The sequence below is a fragment of the Alteromonas macleodii ATCC 27126 genome (assembly GCF_000172635.2).
Lineage (GTDB): Bacteria > Pseudomonadota > Gammaproteobacteria > Enterobacterales > Alteromonadaceae > Alteromonas > Alteromonas macleodii.
This window is the reverse complement of the sequence record NC_018632.1, coordinates 2,999,577-3,021,498: the sequence shown is the minus strand read 5'-3', so window position 1 is coordinate 3,021,498 and position 21,922 is coordinate 2,999,577. Positions and strand designations below refer to the sequence as shown.

22 protein-coding genes and 1 pseudogene are annotated in these 21,922 nt (G+C 44.9%); 11 read left to right on the top strand and 12 right to left on the bottom strand.

Going from position 1 to position 21,922, the window contains the following annotated elements; all coding sequences use genetic code 11:
• Window positions 1-36: 36 nt before the first annotated feature.
• From MASE_RS12990 to MASE_RS12945, 10 genes are all read right to left on the bottom strand, one after another.
• On the bottom strand, window positions 37-759 hold the full coding sequence (locus tag MASE_RS12990) for an ABC transporter ATP-binding protein (RefSeq protein WP_014950201.1): 723 nt from the start codon (window positions 757-759) through the stop codon (window positions 37-39).
• Window positions 760-1,094: 335 nt separating this feature from the next.
• Window positions 1,095-1,796 carry a VC0807 family protein gene (locus MASE_RS12985; RefSeq protein ID WP_014950200.1) on the bottom strand — a complete coding sequence of 234 codons (702 nt, stop codon included), beginning with the start codon at window positions 1,794-1,796 and terminating at the stop codon, window positions 1,095-1,097.
• A 46-nt stretch (window positions 1,797-1,842) separates the two neighbouring features.
• Window positions 1,843-2,382, bottom strand: a complete 540-nt coding sequence (locus tag MASE_RS12980; RefSeq protein ID WP_014950199.1) for a rhomboid family intramembrane serine protease — start codon at window positions 2,380-2,382, stop codon at window positions 1,843-1,845.
• Between the two features lie 19 nt (window positions 2,383-2,401).
• Window positions 2,402-3,568, bottom strand: coding sequence for a glutathionylspermidine synthase family protein (locus MASE_RS12975; RefSeq protein WP_014950198.1), 1,167 nt, complete (start codon window positions 3,566-3,568; stop codon window positions 2,402-2,404).
• 2 nt (window positions 3,569-3,570) lie between these two features.
• Entirely contained in the window at window positions 3,571-4,239 is a 669-nt protein-coding gene (locus MASE_RS12970; protein WP_014950197.1) for a DUF1190 family protein, read from the bottom strand.
• A 10-nt stretch (window positions 4,240-4,249) separates the two neighbouring features.
• Window positions 4,250-4,666, bottom strand: coding sequence for a DUF350 domain-containing protein (locus MASE_RS12965; RefSeq protein ID WP_014950196.1), 417 nt, complete (start codon window positions 4,664-4,666; stop codon window positions 4,250-4,252).
• 15 nt (window positions 4,667-4,681) lie between these two features.
• Entirely contained in the window at window positions 4,682-5,326 is a 645-nt protein-coding gene (locus MASE_RS12960; RefSeq protein WP_014950195.1) for a YjfK family protein, read from the bottom strand.
• 11 nt (window positions 5,327-5,337) lie between these two features.
• Complete coding sequence (locus MASE_RS12955; protein ID WP_014950194.1) at window positions 5,338-6,393, bottom strand: potassium channel family protein; 1,056 nt, start codon at window positions 6,391-6,393, stop codon at window positions 5,338-5,340.
• A 148-nt stretch (window positions 6,394-6,541) separates the two neighbouring features.
• Window positions 6,542-7,222 carry a PspA/IM30 family protein gene (locus MASE_RS12950; protein ID WP_014950193.1) on the bottom strand — a complete coding sequence of 227 codons (681 nt, stop codon included), beginning with the start codon at window positions 7,220-7,222 and terminating at the stop codon, window positions 6,542-6,544.
• A gap of 23 nt (window positions 7,223-7,245) precedes the next feature.
• Window positions 7,246-7,635, bottom strand: coding sequence for a DUF2170 family protein (locus MASE_RS12945; protein ID WP_014950192.1), 390 nt, complete (start codon window positions 7,633-7,635; stop codon window positions 7,246-7,248).
• A gap of 267 nt (window positions 7,636-7,902) precedes the next feature.
• Here MASE_RS12945 and MASE_RS12940 point away from each other — a divergent pair, with 267 nt between their 5' ends.
• The 6 genes and pseudogenes from MASE_RS12940 to secF all read left to right on the top strand — a co-directional run bounded on the left by MASE_RS12940 (window position 7,903) and on the right by secF (window position 14,155).
• Entirely contained in the window at window positions 7,903-8,178 is a 276-nt protein-coding gene (locus tag MASE_RS12940; protein WP_014950191.1) for a DUF6471 domain-containing protein, read from the top strand.
• A gap of 434 nt (window positions 8,179-8,612) precedes the next feature.
• A complete protein-coding gene (gene queA / locus MASE_RS12935; protein ID WP_014950190.1) occupies window positions 8,613-9,659 on the top strand; it encodes a tRNA preQ1(34) S-adenosylmethionine ribosyltransferase-isomerase QueA in 1,047 nt (348 codons plus the stop codon).
• 173 nt (window positions 9,660-9,832) lie between these two features.
• Entirely contained in the window at window positions 9,833-10,945 is a 1,113-nt protein-coding gene (gene tgt, locus MASE_RS12930; protein WP_014950189.1) for a tRNA guanosine(34) transglycosylase Tgt, read from the top strand.
• Between the two features lie 24 nt (window positions 10,946-10,969).
• Window positions 10,970-11,304, top strand: a pseudogene (gene yajC / locus MASE_RS12925) (preprotein translocase subunit YajC).
• A gap of 55 nt (window positions 11,305-11,359) precedes the next feature.
• On the top strand, window positions 11,360-13,204 hold the full coding sequence (secD, locus tag MASE_RS12920) for a protein translocase subunit SecD (RefSeq protein ID WP_014950187.1): 1,845 nt from the start codon (window positions 11,360-11,362) through the stop codon (window positions 13,202-13,204).
• A 9-nt stretch (window positions 13,205-13,213) separates the two neighbouring features.
• Window positions 13,214-14,155 carry a protein translocase subunit SecF gene (gene secF / locus MASE_RS12915; RefSeq protein ID WP_014950186.1) on the top strand — a complete coding sequence of 314 codons (942 nt, stop codon included), beginning with the start codon at window positions 13,214-13,216 and terminating at the stop codon, window positions 14,153-14,155.
• A gap of 74 nt (window positions 14,156-14,229) precedes the next feature.
• On the opposite strand, the gene MASE_RS12910 is transcribed toward secF, so the two are convergent.
• A complete protein-coding gene (locus tag MASE_RS12910; protein ID WP_014950185.1) occupies window positions 14,230-15,126 on the bottom strand; it encodes a LytR/AlgR family response regulator transcription factor in 897 nt (298 codons plus the stop codon).
• Between the two features lie 109 nt (window positions 15,127-15,235).
• Between MASE_RS12910 and MASE_RS12905 the strand changes: the two genes are divergently transcribed.
• Window positions 15,236-16,513, top strand: coding sequence for an acyltransferase family protein (locus MASE_RS12905; protein ID WP_014950184.1), 1,278 nt, complete (start codon window positions 15,236-15,238; stop codon window positions 16,511-16,513).
• A 147-nt stretch (window positions 16,514-16,660) separates the two neighbouring features.
• Here MASE_RS12905 and suhB read toward each other — a convergent pair whose 3' ends face one another.
• Entirely contained in the window at window positions 16,661-17,437 is a 777-nt protein-coding gene (gene suhB / locus MASE_RS12900) for an inositol-1-monophosphatase (RefSeq protein ID WP_014950183.1), read from the bottom strand.
• 255 nt (window positions 17,438-17,692) lie between these two features.
• On the opposite strand from suhB, the gene trmJ reads away from it, so the two are divergent.
• The 4 genes from trmJ (at window position 17,693) to MASE_RS12880 (ending at window position 21,871) form a co-directional block, all read left to right on the top strand.
• Window positions 17,693-18,457: a tRNA (cytosine(32)/uridine(32)-2'-O)-methyltransferase TrmJ gene (gene trmJ / locus MASE_RS12895; protein WP_014950182.1), complete on the top strand. Its 765-nt coding sequence runs from the start codon at window positions 17,693-17,695 to the stop codon at window positions 18,455-18,457.
• A 5-nt stretch (window positions 18,458-18,462) separates the two neighbouring features.
• Window positions 18,463-19,287: a serine O-acetyltransferase gene (gene cysE, locus MASE_RS12890; protein WP_014950181.1), complete on the top strand. Its 825-nt coding sequence runs from the start codon at window positions 18,463-18,465 to the stop codon at window positions 19,285-19,287.
• A 168-nt stretch (window positions 19,288-19,455) separates the two neighbouring features.
• Window positions 19,456-20,910: a flavin-containing monooxygenase gene (locus MASE_RS12885; protein ID WP_014950180.1), complete on the top strand. Its 1,455-nt coding sequence runs from the start codon at window positions 19,456-19,458 to the stop codon at window positions 20,908-20,910.
• Window positions 20,911-20,959: 49 nt separating this feature from the next.
• A complete protein-coding gene (locus MASE_RS12880) occupies window positions 20,960-21,871 on the top strand; it encodes an alpha/beta fold hydrolase (RefSeq protein ID WP_014950179.1) in 912 nt (303 codons plus the stop codon).
• Window positions 21,872-21,922 lie beyond the last annotated feature (51 nt).

Below are 21,922 nucleotides of genomic sequence, written 5' to 3'. Positions count from 1 at the left end.
CACAGGGCGCATATCGCTAACGTTTTTCACCTGTAATTAGCTTGCTGCTACTGGTGAAGATAAGGTTTGTTCTTTAGTTTTATATTTCACACTCTCTAATACCCCTTTATGTAGTCGCAAAGCGGCGTCTGCTTTTACTGCGACGTCTTGGCTATGAGTTACCACAACAAGAGAAGTATTGGCCTCTTTACAAGTTTTAAAGAGTAAGTCAGACACGGTTTCGCTAGTGGTTTCGTCTAAATTGCCGGTGGGTTCGTCGGCCAAGATAAGCGAGGGGCGATGTACAAGTGCTCTAGCAATGGCACAGCGCTGCTGTTCACCGCCAGATAACTGACTTAGCGGCTTTTGCGCTAGGGGTAATATCCCAAGCTGCTCCATTAATGCTAATTGGTAGTCGTTATCTACATTACCTTTTAGCCTTGCAGTAAAGGCAATGTTGTCCCACGCATTAAAGCAGTCGAATAGATTGAAGCTTTGAAACACAATACCTAAATGCTGTTTGCGAAAATTATCAATATCCTTCGCTTTAAATGTATTATCGAGTTTGCTATTGCCAGCAATCGACAATCCATTTACCGAAATATCTCCACCGTCGGGCGTCTCAAACCCAGCAATAAGCGACAGCAAGGTAGATTTACCGCAGCCAGAAGCCCCCTGAATACTCACCGATTCACCTGTCTTTACGGTAAGGCTAAGGTTGTTGATGAGCGGAGCCCCTGTCTGTGTAAAGGATTTCTTTAAGTCTTTTATGGTCAGCATAATTTGCCGTTTCGTATTGAACCGTCTTAGTGTGAACATGAAGGAGCAAGCATGCGCGCAATACACAATATTCAGCGCTTGTGGCGTAATGCTAGAGGTGCTATGCGCGCTTTAAATTAGCGCCAACATGTTCTAATAGAATGGGTTATTTTTATCATTGAGAGTATACGTAATACTCACGCTTTTTGGTTAAAAGCGGTGTGGGAATTTGATGGCTAGTATTCTTCTGCGTTTCAGGAAATTGCTTTAGTAGCCTAAATTACAAAATATGTAATAGCTTCAGTCGTAGGGAAGGGCATGTTAAAGGGGCGTTAAGCCCCTTATCGATTGTCTTTTTACTGATTAATAAAGTTATCGAGTTCTTCGCCAGTAATTTTTTTGATTTGAGCGAATAAATACCAGAGCGCTGCAATAAGCAAAATCATGCTCGGGATCACAATGACTGGATAGCTAAGCGCAGTCATTCGGCCAAGCTCTTCAGTGTAGGCCGTAGTGCCTGGCTCACTGACCAAAATCATTTTAGCTAAAATATAGTTAAGTGCAGAAGAGAGGAAAAACGAACTGGCTACGATGTAAGAGCTAACCGCGACTTTCTTTTTAAACTCGCTCTGCTTTCCTTTCGCATCAAGAACTTGGTTTAGGTGTGGCCAGTTTATGATTTGGTCGTTCAAAATAAGCATTTTGACCAAGGGTTTATTAGAGTACTGGGTTACCAGTACAGCAATACCGATAATGCCTGGGATAGCGGCTTCTTTTATCGCAATATACTCTGCGGGCAGTTTAAGTAAGCTAAACCCGCCGGTAAGTAGTACGCTGATAATGCCTAAAATGGAAAAGCCGTTGACCTTTCCCGACTCTTTTAAATCCCATAGGCCATAACCAATAGGAAAGCTGAGTGCCGCCACAATGCTCCACGCAGGGCCTAGGTAATCTTCCGAACTTGCATAGCTCATTAGCACCACAGGAATAACAATGTTAAACGCGAGGTTGCCGAAAAAGCCTTGGTTTTTTTGTGTAGGTTCTTGTACTGCTGACATATCTAATTACAACGTCTTATCTTGAGGCTAATTATACGTAAACTAATTAGCGTGCCCAGTGCCATGCGGCAAATAAGCCGCCAATAAAGCCAAACAGATGATATTCAAAGGAAATAAATTTGGATGTGGGAAGCACACCAACCAGCATTCCTCCGTATAGCGCTGCAACTACTAGTGAAATAAGCAAATACCGCACTTTGTTACTTCTAAATCCTGCTAGCACGAGGAAGCCGAAGTAGCCATATACCATGCCGCTCGCGCCAATATGCGTAGCGCTTCTACCGAACAGCCACACGCCCAAACCACCTATAAGCAGTGCGCTTAGCGTAGCGATAAGAAACGTGCGTTTTCCCCACTGCATAGTAAGCCACATGAACAGCAAAAGAGGCACCAAGTTAGCCATCAAATGCGTGGGTGTACCGTGAAGGAAAGGGGCTGTGAATATATATGGCAAGGTTGACAGTGTACGAGGCACTACACCAAACTGATTAAGTGCATTGCCGGTAAGTAAGTTTGCTACTTCTATTACGATTAACAATGCACCTAGCGTCAGTAGAACGCGAATTTGGAAAGAAAGCGGCTTCATCGAACGCCCCTAAAGTAGATTACAAAATAATATGAGGAAGGTAGCGAGAGAGATCTTGGGTAATAGCAGATACATCTTCTCTTACTGAAATACCTGCTGGCATGTCATCTACCAACCAACTACCTATGAGTGTATGGTTACCTTCAAAAACGGGTAAAGGTTCAAATACTTGAACAATATAGCCTTCTTCGCCGTAAGGACCATCGCTAAGCCTATTCTCAATTCCACCTTCAATGATAGAAACATTCGCGCCCTCCCTTGAAAACAGAGGCTTTTTAATCCACTTTCCTGATAGTGTGTTTGTGTTTATTTCATCTGAAAAATAAGCGGGAAGCAGGTTAGGGTGGCCTTCAAATTTATTCCAAAGCTGAGGAAGCAAGGCTTTATTGGAAATTATCGATTTCCATGGGGGCTCTATCCAATTAACTTGGGCACCTTCTAACACATCGCCAAACTCTTCGCGCAGCATAAACTCCCAAGGATAAAGCTTGAAGCAGTCTGTAATTGGCGCGTCTTGAAGATCGGTAAAAACGCCCGTGTCCGCTAACCCAATGTCTTCAATAAAAACGAAGTCAGCTAAAAGCCCGGCCTCTGTAGCGCAGTCTTGTAGGTACTGCACTGTTCCGCGGTCTTCTACGGTATCTTTACAACACGCCATGTGCAGTTGATTAATGTTGTAGTGCAATGCTATTTCGCGAAAGCGATGAACTAGTTTTTCTTGCAAGCTATTGAACTGATCAGCGTGCAGGGCGAGTTTGCCGGCATCCACATTTTGTGAAAGCCACAGCCACTGCCAAAACCCAGATTCATACAAGCTGGTGGGCGTATCTGCATTATTTTCTAGCAGCTTAGCTGGCCCTTTGCCGCTGTAGACAAGGTCAAGGCGTGAATACAAACTGGGGGCTCTTTCCTGCCAGCTGTCTCTTACTAAGTCCCAATGTTGCTCTGGAATTCGAAAACGAGTAAGTAATTCCTCACTATTAACCACATCTTCGGTCACTGCCAAGCACATTTGATGTAGCTCGGCTGTGGGGTCTTCAATGTCGTTTTCAATTTGCGCTAGCGTGAATTGGTAGTAGGCACTTTCATCCCAATAAGGCTCGCCATACATGGTGTGGAAATGAAAACCAAACTCGTTAGCCAACTGCTGCCAGCCCTTGCGAGGCTGGCAAGGCATTCTAAACATAGTTATCCGCCCCAGCCGCCTTTACGGCTGCTGCTACCCCAAGATGATTTTGCACGAACGCTGCTACCAAACCCGCCTCGTTTCATTGTGCGGTTCACGGTAGGCTTAGGCTTATAAACGTCTTTGTTTACGCGATATTTTCTTTTGCGAATGTCACCGTCGAACACATAGCCGTCTGCCGTTATCCAGCGTGAACGAAACGGTGAATTATATGAATAGGAAGTATATAAGGGCTGTGAGTAATAGCGATTTGGCGATAGCAGAGAGCTCACCATGTAGCCTGCCATGAACGGCATGAAAAAGCTGCCGCTACTATTATTCACATATTGGCACTGGTTAGGGCCAAATTCATGTTCGCAGTCGTACTCAGAGCTAAAGCGCGGACTGGTGCGCATGGCCTCGTCGACCGCTGTCTGGTAGGCAGCTTCACAACGCTCTACTGCATCAGGAAAATCCTGTTTACAGTCTTCTAGCGAGGTGTAAATAGTGGCGTCTTCTTTTTCGCCGCCACAACCACTTAAAATAACGCTGGCCACACCCAATGCTAAAGGCTTCACGCTAAAACCTTTGCGCATGCGACCAAGGTCAATATGTTTGGTGCGTTTTAATGCGGGCTTCTCACCTTGCACGCTATCAATAACATCAAGCTGAGTATTTCGTTTATCAGTCATCGCTGCCCCCTTAATAGGTCATGCAAGCGGCATTGAGTAAGCCTACGGCAATAGACATGCTGGCAAGCATAACGCCCGCAGAAACTTCGTTATTGTTTATGCGCTCAGCGATTTTCGGCATAAAGCTGAAACGCAAAATGGCAAACGCTAGGGATTGTGCAATCACAGCAACAAGCGCCCAAATAGCAAAATCTACTACAGCAACCGAGTTTGAAGCTGCGCTGCCAAGGGCGATGGCAAAACCGATTATAGCGCCACCAAAGCCGATGGCAGCGGCAACGTTTTTCTCTTCTTTTACCAGCTTCCATTCATCGTGAGGTGTGACCAAGGCGTACACCAATTTGAAGATAAACAAAAAAACAATCGACAAGCCGAAGTAAAGCGCAAAGTTATCCAGGCCAGCCAAAGATTGCATGATCGTATCCATAGTTATTCCCTTTTATTAACCGTTTATAGTGATATCTGCAGGTTCAACATCAAACCCCGTTGAAATCACCAAACATCTATCTAAATTATTACCTACTTGCTTTTCTTCACCCACAACAAGCAGGGTTTCAACTCTGTCATTACTGATTGGGCGTTCATACAGCATCATAAACTGATCAGTAGTACTCACATCACCATCTTCTTCATAGGTAGTTTCAGTGACGGCAACAGGCGGTGACTCATCGCCCACTGCCCCCCACACGCGGATATAGACCTTACCGTCAAGCTCATAGGTGGGCTGGCTGATAATGTTTTTCAAGCATTCGTTCCACTGAGCAGTATTACCAATGGTTTTCGTTTCATAAAAGTGCCACAGCTTAACATCGGTAATGTGATTCTCAGACAAGCCGCCGTCGGTGACCACCTGTAAAAATCCATCGTCGTCGGTGTAAAAGCGAAGCAGAGTGCCACCTGTATCTAAGGGCGCTTCTCCTACCGCTTGAATTAATTGAGAACGGGCTGCGCCTTCAATAGTGAGCTCCGGTTCTAATAGCGAAAGTTTCAAGTTATCTAACTCGAAAGAGCCACCTAAATAAAGCCCCATTATTTCTGGCGACTTAGGTTTTTTAGGTTCTGATTTTTTAAATAGTTTACTAAACATGTTTACGCCTCTTAATCAGCGTCTAGAGAAGACCAGTTAATTGCGTTAATGCGGCGCTCAGCAATGTAAAACAAAGTGTCGCCCGGGTTTAACGTAACGTCCAACGGTGGGTTTACCACCATTTCTTTCACAAGACCATTTGGCGCATAACCAATAAAGATGGCATCGTGTTTACGTTTCAAATTAATAAATAACTTAGCAACAGAAATGGCGTGGCTACTTTCTGGTATTTTTACTGAAAATTGCGCCTGGCCTTCTTCAATACTCAGTAAGTCGTGATGAAGCATACTTGAACCAGGATCAAAAGCGGCTTTAACTAACATTTCTATTGCCACGCTGGGTGTACACTCCACTTTAGGGCAGTGATCCTGAAGTAAGCTCACTAGACTATCATCATCAAAATAAGCCACCTGATGTGCATCAGGATTACGCTTAGTACAATACAGCGCGGTAGTCATGGTGACATCGTCTTGTGGGTTATCGATAAGAATAGTTCGGGCGGTGGACACGCAGGCGCGATCCATATCTTCGTCTTTGTTAAACGAATCTACCTTCACGAACTCAATCACGCCAGGCATGGGATTAGTGATGTCGGCCTTCACGCACAGTACAATATCGGGGCGCTCTGGCATGGCATCGCGTTCTTGCAGTATTAAATCAAGCAGCAGCATAGTACGCTGCTCATTCCACCCAATTACCAAGATATGCTCATTTAGTATCAAGCTGTTCATACCCAACAATCCTTTCTTCCACGTTAATGAAACCCAAGCTGCAATCCGGCCAATTACCATGGCGAAGATACTCAAACCAAGCGGTATGACGTAAAGCGCTACAATCAGTTTTCCCGCTGGCGTGACGGGTGACAAATCACCATAGCCCACTGTAGAGGCGGTGACCGCCAGCCAGTAAACAAAGTCGGCGTTGGTAATTAAATCGTGCTCGTCTGCAGCGTATAGCAGCCAATAACTTGTTACTGCGTAAAAGGCGGTGGCACCGACAATGGTGTACCAACGTGATTCTGCAAAATATTGCAGCATGATTTTTCGCAGTTTTATCCATGGAGACATAAAAGAAACAGCCCTTGTTATGCGTGCCCTTACTCTGCCTTGAAGTACTTGATTTGTCTAGATTCGCGCTTTACTTAACAGTAATTTACGCAGGAAATTATTGTAACAAGAATTAAAAATGGGAGCGCGTAGCTCCCATTTTTCTAACTTACTTGCCTAGAATTCGCGCTAGCTCGTCATCGGCCGAGGTTTTACCCCCTTTAATGCCCGCTTCGGCTAAGCGTTTTTCTAGATCGCTGCTCGATTCATTGTTTGCTAACTCTTCTGCAGCTTGTAGCTCAGCATTGCGCATCTTTTGCTTATCTTGAATACGTGACAGTGACTCTGTCGCCGTTTTCATTTTGCTATTCGCACCCATGTGGCGTGAAGAAACCGCTACTTGCGCCTTCTGAACGCTTTCAGTGGCTTTTACCATATCCACTTGCTGCTCTAAGCGACGTAAATTCGCTTTCGCCTGTTGGATATTTTGTGCCAGCTGCTTTTCTGACTGCTGGAACTGATCAAGATATGTTTGTTCTTGGTCTCGTTCTTCTTTAAGTTCGGACACCTTTTGCGCACAGTCTAACGCGAGTTGGCGGTCGCTATCGATGGCCTTGCGCGCGTGAGCTTCGTATTCCGCAATTGACGAATTGAAGCTATCCACTTTTTGCTGAGAAAGTTTACACTTTGCCAAGATTTGGGTACGTGCATGGTCTGACTTACGCAATTCTTCTTTGGCTTCTCTAATTTCTTGTTCCAGAATTCGAATAGCCTGACTGTCTACGACAGATTGAGCAGCTTCGGTTGCACCACCTTTTACTGCAGTTACTAATTTTTTCCACACTGACATTCGCTTCTCCTTAGAAGTAAATTTTAGTTAAGGTGTGTTTCGTAGGCATCTAAGAAAGATGCAACATTCTGAAACAGGGTTTCCACTTCAATAACGATACTTTCGGCTTTTGACTGGGCACTTAGCGCACCAAAGGCAGTGTAGTACTCTTCACCACCAATGTTTGAAATGCCTACCGTGGTCAAAGGGAACACCATATGAGTAGACAATATTTCATGATCTAGCGCTGGCTTATCTTTTACTTCCGACGCTGCAAACAAAAGACTCTCTACTAAGATCTGCTCTCCGCTGATAGCAAGCCAGGCATCTATGCCGTCTTGATTAGCAATAAGTAAGCAGTTTTCCTCACGTGTTACCACAAAGTCATCATGCTCTTTAAATAAGGCTTCGATGCTTTCCAGTTCCCAGCTCATACCTTTCTCCTTTAATTATTGAAGCGATAGTTGTGAAAATGAATGTCGTGTAAGTGGTGTGTTATACAACTGCACTTTATTAAAAACAGATACTTTGCTGTATTAACCACCGAAGTTACTGTAACGACTATTTTCATCTTCGCCAATATCTAGACTTGCAGTGTAGACCTGTTGTGCCATAATCGTCAACATTAAATACATGCTATAAGTGTAAAAAAGTGTGTTTTGTAAAATATATATCACATTTGTGTGGTTTTTGGAGGCTGTGTGAACACTGGAAATACGCAAGGTGCTAAAAATGCGTGGCGGCAAACGGTAGCAAGAGTCGTGAAATCTGAGATGTCTGTGCGCGGCGTAAAATATCAAGCGTTAAGCCAAAGGCTGGAAGAGATTGGCGTGGAGCAAAGCGCAGATAATCTTAGAAATAAGGTAAATAAAGGTATTATGGGCGCCGATTTACTTCTGCAGATTTTGTACGTGTTGAAGGCGCGTCCATTAGATGCGGCGCTTTTAGAGGAAATCTTAACTGATCTTCAGCAATAAACAGCGTAAAATACCGCCGTTTATAAGATATCGATATTCAACTAACCTGTCGCGCAGAGGAATCGAAGCTTCGTAATAACGTTGCGATGAGTGAAGGTAGGCAGGGAAAATAAGCAGATAAAAAAATACCCAGCAAGTGCTGGGTACGAATGATAAGGAATGTTTATGGGAGAACATCATCACTATCTGCAGGTATCTTAACCGTTTAAGGAGTTAAGTGCTATTTAATAAATTGAATTGTACGTATATTGTTCAATATAAAGTTATTTTATAATATACGTTAATTTTTAATTTGTTGATAATCAACATTTTTTGTTTTTATTTTGACTTTAGCTTAATCTGTAGATCTATTTTTATTAGCCTTTAGTTGCAACTTAAATAACACTTAATATTCTACTTTTGTCTAACTTTTATGCCGTAATTTAGTCGTATTTATGAAACTATCAGATTTTAGCTTCGAGCTACCCGAAAAACTTATCGCCAAATACCCAACTCAGCAACGTACAGCGAGTCGCTTGTTACATTTAGATGGGAAGACTGGCAATGTAGCGCACACGATGTTCGCTGACATGCTGAAATTTGTAGAGCCAGGCGACCTCTTGGTGTTCAACAATACGCGGGTTATTCCTGCACGTTTACTGGGCAAAAAGGAAACGGGCGGACAGGTTGAAGTTCTGATCGAACGTATAACATCAGACAATACAGCGTTGGCGCATGTTCGCGCGAGCAAGGCACCTAAACCTGGAACTACGCTTATTCTTGAAGAAAAAGTGAATGTTACGGTGACAGGGCGAGACGATGCGCTATTTATTTTACAGTTTGACCACGATGAGACCGTATTAACGCTGCTAGAAGCCCATGGCCACATGCCGCTACCTCCTTACATCGACCGTCCCGATGAAAGTTCAGACAAAGAGCGCTATCAAACCGTTTACAATCAAAAGCCGGGCGCGGTAGCGGCGCCTACTGCAGGACTACACTTTGACGATGCAATACTGGCTGCGTTAAAAGAAAAAGGCGTGAATTTGGCCTTTGTAACTTTGCACGTTGGCGCGGGTACGTTCCAGCCTGTGCGCGTTGATAATATTCAAGAGCACAAGATGCACGCAGAGTTCGCCGAAGTACCACAAGACGTTGTTGACGCTGTTTTAACCACAAAGGCCAACGGTAAACGCGTTATTGCAGTGGGTACAACCTCTGTACGCTCTTTGGAGTCAGCGGCAAAGGCAAGTGCAGAGCGCGGTGACGAGGAAGTTATTGCGCCATTTAACGAAGATACTGAGATTTTTATCTACCCTGGTTTTGAGTTTAAAGTGGTAGACGCAATGTTCACTAACTTTCACCTTCCAGAGTCCACGCTAATGATGTTAATTAGCGCATTTGCTGGCAAAGAGAATGTCATGAAGGCGTATCAAGAAGCGATAGAGAAAGAATATCGATTCTTTAGCTATGGAGATTCTATGTTTATTGAACGCGCCTAAGCACATTCGCCCAAGGACATTAGGCGTTTAAATCGGTGTTTTGCAGGCCTTTCTAGCTTAGTTACAGATAAACATAGATACGGGGCATGATCTCAGCCGAATTACTGGTATAATCGCCGCCAATTTATTTTTATACCCAGCGCAAAAGCGCACCAAAGTGGGAATGCTTTCACATGCAATTTGAGTTGTTAAAAACCGAAGGCCGAGCACGACGCGGTCGTTTGGTGTTTGAACGCGGTGTTGTAGAAACCCCAGCGTTCATGCCCGTAGGTACATACGGTACCGTTAAGGGAATGACCCCTGAAGAATTAAAAGACAGCGGTGCACACATCTGTCTTGGAAACACGTTTCACCTGATGCTTCGTCCTGGTACGGGCATTATTCGCCAGCATGGCGACCTGCACGACTTCATGAATTGGGACAAGCCAATCCTTACGGATTCGGGCGGCTTCCAAGTGTTTAGCTTGGGTGATTTGCGTAAAATTACCGAAGAAGGTGTAACATTCCGCTCTCCGATAAACGGCGAAAAGATCTTACTTACGCCTGAAAAATCGATGGAAGTTCAGCGCGATTTGGGCTCTGACATCGTGATGATTTTTGATGAGTGCACGCCGTACCCCGCTACTGAACAAGAAGCGCGCGTTTCAATGGAAATGTCGCTACGTTGGGCCAAACGTAGTAAAGAAGCCCATGGCGATAACCCAGCAGCACTGTTTGGTATCATTCAAGGCGGTATGTACGAAGGTCTGCGCGACGTTTCACTTGCTGGCCTTGAAGCTATTGGCTTCGACGGTTACGCCATTGGTGGTCTTTCAGTAGGTGAGCCGAAAGAAGATATGATCCGCATTATCGATCATACCGCGCCTAAAATTCCGGAAGATAAACCTCGCTATTTAATGGGCGTGGGTAAACCTGAAGATTTGGTAGAGTCTGTGCGTCGCGGCATCGATATGTTTGACTGTGTAATGCCAACGCGTAACGCCCGAAACGGTCACCTGTTTGTGACTGAAGGCGTAGTGAAGATTCGCAATGCGAAACACAGAAACGACACCTCGCCATTAGATGAGAATTGTGATTGCTACACTTGTAAAAACTATTCTCGCTCTTATCTACATCATTTGGACAAGTGTAACGAAATCCTGGGTGCGCGCTTAAACACCATCCATAACCTTCGCTACTATCAGCGTGTGATGCAGGGTCTTCGCGATGCGATTGACGCAGGTACGCTTGATGAGTTTGTACAAGAATTTTATGAACAAAAAGGGTTGCCGGTTCCGGCACTATAACAACGATAATATTTGGGGAATTTTATGAGCCTATTTATCTCTAACGCTTACGCACAGTCTGCTGGTGCGCCGCAAGGTGGCGGCATGGAAATGATCATCATGCTAGCTGTATTTGGTTTAATCTTTTACTTCTTGCTTTACCGTCCACAGGCTAAGCGTGTAAAAGAGCATAAAAACCTAGTATCGTCACTTAGCAAAGGCGATGAAGTGTTAACACAAGGTGGTTTGGTAGGAAAATCACTAAAGTGTCAGAAGAAAAAGACTTCATTGAAGTTGCACTTAACGATTCAAACAACATCGTTGTTCAGAAGTCTTCAGTAACTGCTGTGCTGCCTAAAGGCACGATGAAGTCACTGTAAGTAACAAAAGCCGGGGCCGGGACGCTTCCCGGTACTGGCACGAAAGGATTATCCAGTGCTAAACAAAAACTCTATTTGGAAAGTACTGAGTGCACTCATTGTGGTTGCAATGTGTGCACTTTATGCGCTTCCTAACATTTACGGTGAAGATCACGCCGTACAAATCTCAGCAGGCCGTGACGCTGTGGTAACTGACGCCACTGTGGAACAAGTAAAAGCCGCGCTAAGTGAAAAGAATATCTCTCCAAAACGTGTTGAGTTTGAGAACGAACAAATATTAGTTCGCGTTTCGGATTCTGATACCCAGCTTGTAACGCGCGAAACGCTTGAAAAGGCGCTTGGTGATGACTACTACGTGGCTATGAACCTTGCCCCTGACACGCCAGAATGGCTTGAAGGCCTAGGTGGCGCGCCAATGAAGCTAGGTCTTGACCTTCGCGGTGGTGTTCACTTCTTGATGGAAGTGGATATGACCGAAGTGATTGCTAAGTCGCTAGAAGACGCAGAGGGTGGTTTCCGTACTTCACTGCGTGAAGAAGGCATTCGTTATCGCGGTGTAAAACAGGTTGACGATCATATCGACATTACGTTCCGTGATGAAGATGCGCTAGACAAGGCAGAGTTCTTTTTGCGCAACCAAAGTCGCGACCTAACCTTTAACCAGGTGGACGACTTAACACTTCGCGCTATTTTTGCTGAAAGCAAGCTTCAGGAAATTCGCGACAACGCGGTTAAGCAAAACATTACCATTATTCGCAACCGTGTAAACCAACTTGGTGTGGCTGAGCCGCTTGTACAAAAGCAAGGTGCTGATCGCATTGTTGTGCAGCTTCCAGGTATTCAAGACACCGCCCGTGCGAAAGAGATTCTTAATGCCACAGCAACACTAGAATTTCGCATGGTAGATCAGAAGAACGATATCCGTGATGCATTGAACGGCCGCGTTCCTCCTGGCTCTCAAGTGATTGAAGATCAGCAAGGCATTCCTCAGCTTCTTGAAAAGCGTATTATGCTTACCGGTAGCCATATTATTGATGCGAATAGCGGTGTTGATGAGTACGGACTTCCGAACGTAAACATCTCGCTTGATTCTGAAGGCGGTAATAAGATGTCTCGCTCAACTCGTGGGAACATTGGTAAACCAATGGCTACGGTGTTTATCGAATACAAGTCGACTGGCGAACGTAACAAAGACGGCAAGCTAGTGTTTGAAAAACACGAGCAAGTTATCTCGGTTGCGACTATTCGTGCGCAGCTGGGTAGCAAGTTCCAAATCACAGGTCTTGATTCACCGAAAGAAGCCCGTGACTTAGCGTTGCTACTTCGCGCAGGTGCACTGATTGCGCCAATTCAAATTGTTGAAGAGCGTACGGTTGGACCAAGCTTGGGTAAAGAAAACATTGAGCTGGGCATGCAGGCTATTATGTATGGTCTGGCAGCGGTACTTGTTTTCATGTTGATTTACTACAAAGCGTTTGGTGTGGTAGCGAACATCGCTCTGATTACAAACCTAGTTATGATTGTGGGCATTATGTCGATGATCCCTGGTGCAACGCTTACGCTACCGGGTATGGCAGGTATTGTACTGACCGTTGGTATGGCGGTAGATGCAAACGTGCTTATCTTTGAGCGTATACGAGAAGAGATACGTGATGGCCGCAGCCCACAGCATGCCATTCATCAAGGTTACGACAGTGCTTTTTCTACCATTCTAGATGCTAACATTACCACCTTCATTGCAGGCTTAATCCTGTTTGCCGTGGGCACAGGCCCAATTAAAGGCTTCTCGATTACACTGATGATTGGTATAGCAACCTCGATGTTTACCGCAATCCTTGTTACGCGCGTTATTGTTAACGCAGTATGGGGCGGTCGACGCGTAGAGAAATTGGCGATTTAAGGAAGTAACATGCAATTATTAAAACTATCCGATACCGTCAATTTTATGCGCCTTCGCATTCCTGCGATGGTGTTATCAACGGTACTCATTTTAGGTTCGTTCGTGTCGCTAGGCGTTAATAGCCTTAACTGGGGGCTAGACTTCACTGGCGGTACGCTAATTGAAGTTGGCTATGAGGACGCTGCTAACTTAGAAGGCATTCGCGCCCAGCTAAACGAAGCGAACTTTGAAGATGCTATAGTGCAAAACTTTGGCAGCAGCCAAGATGTACTTATCCGCATTGCTCCTCGTGATGGCGTTAAAGCCGTGACTATTGGTGAACAGGTACTAGCTGCCTTGCGCGCTGCCGGTACTGAGGTTGATATGCGTCGTATCGAGTTCGTAGGTCCTAACGTAGGTGAAGAGCTTACCGAACAGGGCGGCCTTGCGATGCTAGTCGCACTCTTGTGTATTCTAGTTTATGTCGCGATGCGATTTGAATGGCGATTCGCTCTAGGGTCAGTGTCGGCACTAGCTCACGACGTTATACTTACGCTGGGTTTGTTTTCAGTACTTCAAATCGAGTTTGACCTAACGGTACTTGCAGCGGTACTAGCGGTAATTGGTTATTCACTTAACGATACCATCGTTGTGTGTGACCGTATTCGTGAGAACTTCCGCAAAATTCGTAAAGGTGAGCCTGTTGAGATTATCAACATCTCGCTAACGCAAACCCTAAACCGTACTATCATCACATCATTAACCACGGTGTTGGTATTGGTTGCACTATTCTACAAGGGTGGGGCGCTTATTCACGGATTTGCAACCGCCTTGTTGTTCGGTGTAGTGGTTGGTACTTACTCATCGGTGTATATCGCAAGTTCAGTGGCACTTGCATTGGGTATTAGTAAAGAAGACCTAATGCCACCACAAGTGGAAAAGGAAGGCGCAGATTTAGATCCTATGCCTTAGTTTTACACGCTTGAAACGTACAAAAACCGCATCTACGATGCGGTTTTTTTATGCTTTATCAAAAGTGGAATTTACTATTGATTGGGGGCTAATGCTTGTTTCAGATCATCTTTATATCGCCTGGAAAGCGCTACTGATTGACCGTTATTGAGCATTATTGTTCCATCCCCTGTTTCTTCATAACTTATAGACACAATGGCAGGTATTCGCACTGCGTGCGACCGGTGCACTCGCATAAAGCCTTGATGCGCTCCTTCTTCACAAAACCGGCCAAGGGTATAACGCAAGGGGTAAACGCCCACGTGAGTATGAAGGTTAATGTAATTTCCTGAGGCTTCTACTCGCTGTATGTCAGTGACTTGAACCAAAAACTCCTTATTGAGCTTTTTCACTAATAAATAGTCAGGTAAGGTGCTGGCCACGTTGTCATTCGTTATCTGTGATGTGTCGCGTGTAATAGGTGATGCTTCACCAATTAAGCGTTGATAGCCAAACCGTGCAATATAGTAAAAAGTAATCAGAGTAATATAGCCCCATACATCCTTTCGATATTCGTAGATGAACTCATTGAGCCATATCCCAAAGTCATAATTGCGTTCAGAGAATAAATAGACGAGCTTTCGAAATGCTACCATTAATGATACATGGGCTACTGAAAATAAACTGGCGAAGGCAAAATGCCACCCAAGCCATGTCGCTCCCACTTTTACCTTCTGATCGAGTATACGTATAGCGATAATTAATGGGATGACGAGCAAAGCGGTGCTCAAAGCACTCGAGTATTCCCAAACGTACGGCTCCCAAAGTGCTACGCTGTTATTGTCGCTTCGAGAAAATTCAGTCCAACTAGACGCAGCATTGATTGAATTGTTTATAAACAAATAGGCTGTAAGCAAAACAAATGCAGCGTATTTATGTTTTGATTCAGAATCCCTAAGAAACTGACTCCATTTTTCATCCCAGTTATTCACCGCTTAACCCTTTTTCCCTTAATTCTCGTCACTTAGGCGTTTGCTGTCGGACGTCTATCACATTAGATGCAACACGTTAGTTAAACACTATTGAATAGGAGTGAGGACATTGACGCAAGCATATGTTGATCAGGAAGCAACGTTTGTTAACAGAACTTCAAAGGGGGAGGCGAAAGAGAAGGCCGTGGTCGAGAGTCCTGTCACTCAGCGTTATTTCGAGTTGGATGCACTGCGTGTCATCGCGTTTGGTGTACTCATTTTTTATCACATCGGAATGTATTACGTTCTAGAGTGGGGCTGGCATATAAAAAGCGACGTGCAATTTCCACTTTTACAAGATGTGATGATATTGACCAACCAATGGCGTATGTCTTTATTATTTTTGATCTCTGCCATGGTATTTACCGTCGTGCTGCGCCGCGCTTATGGCCAAACGACCTCTCGCTGGCGTGTATCTCTTTCACTACTGGGGAAGAGGGCGTTGCGGATATTAATTCCTCTTGTATTCGGTATGTTTGTTATCGTCGCGCCACAAGTTTATGCAGAGTGGACAGTCAGCGGAGCACTAGCCATGCCGTTTAGCGAGTTCTACGTTGCTTACATCAATCCAAATACTGACTTGTTTATCGACAAACAATCGGTAATTGGCTTACTGACATGGAATCACCTTTGGTTTTTACCTTACCTTTTTGTGTATAGCGCTTTCATATTGCTGTTTTTCCCGCTTATCAGATTTGTGGAAGTAAGGGCGTTGAGAGTACTCGATAGTTTGGCGCTGTTTAGCGTGTTAGTGGTTACGATCATGACTGCCATATGGCTGGAACTACGAGTAGCATATCCCACGTCGCACGACTTGCTTAATGATTGGTATAGTCATGCAAAGTACTTTTTTGTGATGCTGGTAGGTATTGTGGTCGCGCTTAGACCCGCATTGTATGCTGCAATTATGAGGTCCCGTTACGTAAGCTTAACCATTGCGATAGTACTTTACAGCGTCATAATTTTAGACCGTCACGACTTGCTAGGCCCTACAGGGCAGTTAATGGAGTCGTCGCCTGGGTTTCGTGTTTTGGTTGGTGTAATCGTTGTACTTAATCACTGGGCATGGTTGGCAGCAATATTGGGGTTCGGTCGAAAATATTTGTCTCACCCGAGTAAGGTGGTGAGCTATTTGAACAAAGGCGTGTTGCCATACTATATGGTGCATCAAACGATAATTGTGGTGGCGGCGTTCTTTTTGAGCTCCCGTGTATCGTCGACACTCGAAGAATTTATTTTAATAATGCTAATAACCGTTGTGGGGTGCGCACTGACATACGAAGTCGCCAAGCGCTTTTTAATACTTAGATTTTTGTTTGGCCTAAAGTTAAACGAAAACTATAAATGAGAAAAAGAAAAAGGCGCTATGTCACGTCATTCGTGTCATAGCGCCTTTACTGTTTAACTGTGCTTGGTTTATCGGCTCAGTTTATGTGCTTACGAGCGATTTATTTAAGCTGCTTTTACTTAAGGTGCTTCTTACTTAAGATGCTTCTTACTTAAGATGCTTAACTAGGCCTTGAACCACCTTCACGCTACCAGCAACAATTTCGCCTTTGTGAAGCGGGTCGTTTCCGCCTTTAAAGTCTGTTACCAAACCGCCAGCTTCACGAACAATAAGCTCACCTGCTGCGATATCCCAAGATTTAATGCCGCGCTCCCAGTAACCGTCGTGGCGGCCAGCTGCAACGTAAGCAAGGTCTAGCGCTGCACTACCTGCGCGGCGAATGTCGCCCACTTCGTGGAAAATTTTGTTAAGGCTTAGTGCATACTCGCCAAATTGAGACTTGTTCTTAAACGGTAAGCCAGTAGCAATAATGGTTTCAGAAAGGTCACGAGGCTTAGAAGCACGAATACGATAACCGTTAAGCTGCGCGCCTTGACCACGGCTCGCGGTGAATAGTTCGCTGCGAATTGGGTCGAAAACAACCGCTTGATCTAAGCGACCTTTGTGAAGAAGTGCAATTGAAACGGCAAAGTGAGGAATGCCTTTTACAAAGTTAGTGGTGCCATCTAGTGGATCGATGATCCACTGATAATCAGTTTCTGTGCCCAAAACTTCACCCGATTCTTCACCTAGGAAGCAATGGTTCGGGTAAGACTGCTGAATTTTGGCAATAATTGCTTGTTCTGCTTCTTTATCAACTTGAGTAACGAAGTCGTTTAAGCCTTTTGACTCTGTTGCTACTTCATTATGTTTTTCAAAACCACGAACAATAACTGTTCCAGCCGCACGCGCAGCGCGCACCGCAATATTCAGCATAGGATGCATAGATAAACCACCAATTGTAAAAGACCAATGAAACAAACTAACTGTACAAAAAATAGCTAGTTGTTTTCGAAAACGGGCGGAGTCTACCAGAATCTATGCGCGATGCAAATGAAATCCCAGCACAATAGCGTGAATAGCCATCTATACTGCCGCTGTGTTAAACTTCACGCTATTAAGGTCTGTAAGATAGCACGCCAAAAGCGCGTATTATCGAATTAAAGACGCTATCCAAATAAGTACGTAGGTATTACACGCATGCTCGAGAATATTCGCATTATTTTAGTTAACACGTCTCACACGGGAAACATCGGCTCGACAGCAAGAGCTATGAAAACCATGGGGCTGAGCAGCTTATATCTTGTCGACCCAGTAAATGAGCCAGACGGCCAAGCCAGTGCATTGGCGGCAGGGGCTGGTGATGTGCTTGCTAACGCGAAAATTGTAAGCACGCTGGAAGAGGCAGTTAAAGACTGTGGCTTGGTAGTAGGGACGTCTGCACGCTCTCGCACTCATTCATGGCCTATGTTAGGCCCGCGCGACTGTGGCGAAAAGCTGGTCCAAGAAGTAGAAAAGTACCCGGTAGCCTTGGTGTTTGGGCGTGAGAACAGTGGTTTAACTAATGAAGAGCTGCAGCAGTGTCACTTCCATATGTGTATTCCAGCCAACCCTGAATACAGCTCACTTAATTTAGCAGCAGCAGTGCAAACCCTTTGTTATGAAATTCGCATGGCCTATCTAAATCGCGAAACCTATCCAAGTGTTGAGGAAGAATATCCACTGAATGACGATTTAGAGCGTTTTTATACGCATTTGGAAACCACGCTAGAAGGCACGTCATTCATTCGCAAAAGTCACCCGGGTGTGGTTATGACTAAGCTGCGCCGCTTGTTTAACCGAGCACGCCCTGAGTCTCAAGAGCTTAATATATTGCGCGGTATATTGGCGTCTATCGATAAATCGGTGAAGAATGCTAACTCTGGCGATGCAGACCCTGCACCAGCGATAGAAGAAAAAGAGTAAACACTATGTTCGCCCGTATAAAAGATGATATTCAAGGTGTTTTTCATCGCGACCCAGCGGCCAGAAACACCTTTGAAGTGCTAACTAACTATCCTGGCCTTCATGCAGTGTGGCTACATCGCATCAGTCACAAACTATGGAAGGCTGAATGGAAATGGTTGGCACGCAGTTTATCAACCTTTAGCCGTTGGCTTACGGGGATTGAAATTCATCCTGGTGCCACGTTAGGACGACGGGTATTTATCGATCACGGTATGGGTGTGGTTATTGGTGAAACTGCAGAAATTGGCGATGATGTCACCCTTTACCACGGCGTTACTCTTGGAGGCACTAGCTGGAGAGCAGGTAAGCGCCACCCAACCCTTAAAAAAGGCGCTGTAGTTGGGGCTGGTGCTAAAGTGTTAGGGCCTATTATTATAGGTGAAAACGCTAAAGTAGGGTCTAACTCTGTGGTCGTAAAAGATATTCCTGATGGCGCTACGGCGGTGGGGATCCCGGGTCGTATCATTATCTCGAAGCAAAAAGAGATGAATGCGTCGGTAAACCCTGAGCGAGATAAAATTGCCCAGAAATATGGTTTTGATGCCTATGCTGTCGCGCCAGATAACCCTGATCCTGTGGCCAATGCGATGGGCATAATGCTAGAGCATATGCACCAAATGGACACCAAAGTGGAAGAGATGTGCAAGGTCATTCAGTCACTAGGTGGCGATGTGTGTACCGATAATTTACACAATATTAGCGCTGAAGATTTCGCAGAAACGGGTTTCGACCTAACGGAAACCCAAGAGCGAGAGAAGGCGCATTCTTCTTTCGACCCCGCTATTTAACTCTAATTCCGCATACTATTTTCGGGTGCTAAGGCCGAGAACCTTCACCCTTATATAGTAAATATTCACAAAGGCTTGTTTTTACACTACATTAACAAGCACATTGACTCATGCATAACTCCAACATACATTGAGATGAAAGGTTGATCATCACTTTTCAGGGACGTTATGCAAGAAACAGCGCCATTACTCGACGTACTAATTGTTGGAGCCGGAATTTCGGGTATCGGCTGCGCCTACCACATTCAAAAAAAATGTCCTGACCTTTCATATTCTATTATAGAAGCCCGCGGTGATTTGGGCGGCACATGGGACTTATTCAAATACCCGGGAATACGCTCAGATTCTGATTTATTCACCTTTGGCTACGAATTCAAACCTTGGAAAGAGAAAAAGGCCATTGCTGATGGTCGTTCAATAAAGGCTTACGTAGAAGAAACCGCGGCTGAAAACGGTATTAAAGAGCACATACGTTTTTTAACTCGTGTGGTAGATATAGATTGGCAAAGCGATAAACACTATTGGCGGGTTACGTTAAAGTCAGAAGAGAGTGGGCAGCACGAGCACATTGCCGCCAGATGGATATTTAACGCTTCGGGTTATTATCGATACGATAAAGGTTATGCACCACATTTCAAAGGGCAATCACAATTTAACGGTCAGATTGTACATCCACAGCATTGGCCTGAAGATCTGGAATACGAAAACAAACGCGTCGTGGTAATCGGAAGCGGTGCAACGGCGGTAACGCTGGTTCCCGCACTAGCGAAAAGCGCATCGCACGTGACTATGCTGCAAAGAACGCCATCCTACGTATTGCCTGTTCCCGTAGATGACCCAATCGCAAAACATTTACGCGCGTGGTTTAGCGAGGATACAGCGTTTAAAGCTGCGCGTTGGTTTAACATAGCGAAACAGCGTTGGGTGTACGCATTTTGTCAGCGCTTTCCGCATCGTGCGCGCAAAATAATACGCAGTCTTAATGCAAAAATGTTACCCGAAGGATATCCAGTAGATATACACTTTAACCCACCTTACAATCCTTGGGAGCAACGACTGTGTGCAGTTCCGGGTGGAGATTTATTCGAGTCGATTTCGAAAGGTAAGGCGTCGGTTGCAACAGATACTATAGATACGTTTACTGAAACGGGCATTAAACTTGATTCGGGCCAGCATATTGAAGCAGATATTATAGTAACAGCCACTGGATTAAACCTTCTGCCTTTAGGAGGAATAGTGCCAAAAATTGATGGTGAAGCTATTTCGCTTCCAGAATGTGTTACGTATAAAGGTATGTTACTCAGTGGCGTGCCTAATTTTGCTATTGCGGTGGGCTATACAGCTTCATCGTGGACACTAAAAATTGGCCTTCTATGTGAACATTTCACGCGATTGCTCAATCATATGGAAGAGCACGGCTTTACACAGTGTACACCTGTAGCAGACCCAAATATGGAAACACAACCGTTGCTAAACTTTGGCGCTGGCTACATCCAACGCTCTTTAGAACAGTTGCCACGTCAAGGCATGCAGTTTCCTTGGTCTATGTCGTTCAATTATGCACAAGACGTGAAAATTTTTCGGAAAGGCCGTGTAGACGATCCAGCGCTTAAGTTTGAATAGAAATTTTAATAGACGCACACTTACTTTTATTAAATCACGAGAGCTTTAAATGAGTTTAGCCCAGCATCATGAGCAATACGTAACGCTTAAAAGCGGTGATAGGTTTTGCTATGCCGAACATGGTGTCGGAAATACCGATACCATTGTACTTATTGTGGGTTTAGGCCTTCAGTTGGTTTATTGGCCAAACGCGCTTATTGAGCGTTTAGTTGCTAGTGGATTTCGCGTTATTTGCTTTGACAATCGTGATGCAGGAAGGTCAGTACGCAGCGACACGCCGCATCCCAGCCTATTACAGCAGTTAAGAGGAAGGTCGCCGAAAGGTGCATATGGACTTGAGCGGATGGCTGAAGATACTGCACAGTTGTTAGAGGCGTTAAATATAACAAGCGCACATATCGCAGGAATGTCTATGGGAGGGATGATTGCACAGACCCTCGCAAGTCTGCATCCTGAAAAAGTGATATCTATGACGTCTATTTTCTCGACGACAGGAAATCGCCGCGTAGGGCAACCCTCTTATTCAACGCTATGGCGAATGGCAAGAGCTAAAGCGCCAATGAACGAAAATGACGCAGTAAAAAACTATCAGGCAATGATGACGCATATTGGCGATGTAGCTGCAAACGGAGCCGTAAACCAATGGCATCAGTACGCGCGTTTGGCATGGCAGCGCAATGGTGGCAAAAGTGATGCAAAAGCGATGTTCCGGCAAATCGGTGCTATTATGAAATCCGGGGACCGAACGCCAATGCTTCAAAATGTCAAAGCTCCAACATTAGTGATTCACGGAGATGTTGATCACATGGTGCATCCCAGTGGCGGTGTTGCAACAGCTAGAGCTATATCAGGTGCTAAACATCAAGTGTTGCGTGGGTTGCGCCATCAAATTGATACCGTTCAATCACATCGGATAGCAGACAGTATTCTTGCTCATATTCACTTAAATGCAAACAAATAGCGCTTATGGTCGCCAATATTATTTACCCTTCAAATAAGCCATTCATCGCCT

Excerpts from the sequence above, each read along its gene's own strand:
- MASE_RS12945 (WP_014950192.1), bottom strand. The coding sequence starts at position 7,635 with ATGAGCTGGGAACTGGAAAGCATCGAAGCCTTATTTAAAGAGCATGAT.
- MASE_RS12975 (WP_014950198.1), bottom strand. The coding sequence starts at position 3,568 with ATGTTTAGAATGCCTTGCCAGCCTCGCAAGGGCTGGCAGCAGTTGGCT.
- MASE_RS12885 (WP_014950180.1), top strand. The coding sequence starts at position 19,456 with ATGCAAGAAACAGCGCCATTACTCGACGTACTAATTGTTGGAGCCGGA.
- MASE_RS12950 (WP_014950193.1), bottom strand. The coding sequence starts at position 7,222 with ATGTCAGTGTGGAAAAAATTAGTAACTGCAGTAAAAGGTGGTGCAACC.
- trmJ (WP_014950182.1), top strand. The coding sequence starts at position 17,693 with ATGCTCGAGAATATTCGCATTATTTTAGTTAACACGTCTCACACGGGA.
- MASE_RS12980 (WP_014950199.1), bottom strand. The coding sequence starts at position 2,382 with ATGAAGCCGCTTTCTTTCCAAATTCGCGTTCTACTGACGCTAGGTGCA.
- suhB (WP_014950183.1), bottom strand. The coding sequence starts at position 17,437 with ATGCATCCTATGCTGAATATTGCGGTGCGCGCTGCGCGTGCGGCTGGA.
- MASE_RS12990 (WP_014950201.1), bottom strand. The coding sequence starts at position 759 with ATGCTGACCATAAAAGACTTAAAGAAATCCTTTACACAGACAGGGGCT.
- queA (WP_014950190.1), top strand. The coding sequence starts at position 8,613 with ATGAAACTATCAGATTTTAGCTTCGAGCTACCCGAAAAACTTATCGCC.
- MASE_RS12960 (WP_014950195.1), bottom strand. The coding sequence starts at position 5,326 with ATGTTTAGTAAACTATTTAAAAAATCAGAACCTAAAAAACCTAAGTCG.
- cysE (WP_014950181.1), top strand. The coding sequence starts at position 18,463 with ATGTTCGCCCGTATAAAAGATGATATTCAAGGTGTTTTTCATCGCGAC.
- MASE_RS12880 (WP_014950179.1), top strand. The coding sequence starts at position 20,960 with ATGAGTTTAGCCCAGCATCATGAGCAATACGTAACGCTTAAAAGCGGT.
- MASE_RS12985 (WP_014950200.1), bottom strand. The coding sequence starts at position 1,796 with ATGTCAGCAGTACAAGAACCTACACAAAAAAACCAAGGCTTTTTCGGC.
- tgt (WP_014950189.1), top strand. The coding sequence starts at position 9,833 with ATGCAATTTGAGTTGTTAAAAACCGAAGGCCGAGCACGACGCGGTCGT.
- MASE_RS12970 (WP_014950197.1), bottom strand. The coding sequence starts at position 4,239 with ATGACTGATAAACGAAATACTCAGCTTGATGTTATTGATAGCGTGCAA.
- MASE_RS12955 (WP_014950194.1), bottom strand. The coding sequence starts at position 6,393 with ATGTCTCCATGGATAAAACTGCGAAAAATCATGCTGCAATATTTTGCA.
- MASE_RS12965 (WP_014950196.1), bottom strand. The coding sequence starts at position 4,666 with ATGGATACGATCATGCAATCTTTGGCTGGCCTGGATAACTTTGCGCTT.
- secF (WP_014950186.1), top strand. The coding sequence starts at position 13,214 with ATGCAATTATTAAAACTATCCGATACCGTCAATTTTATGCGCCTTCGC.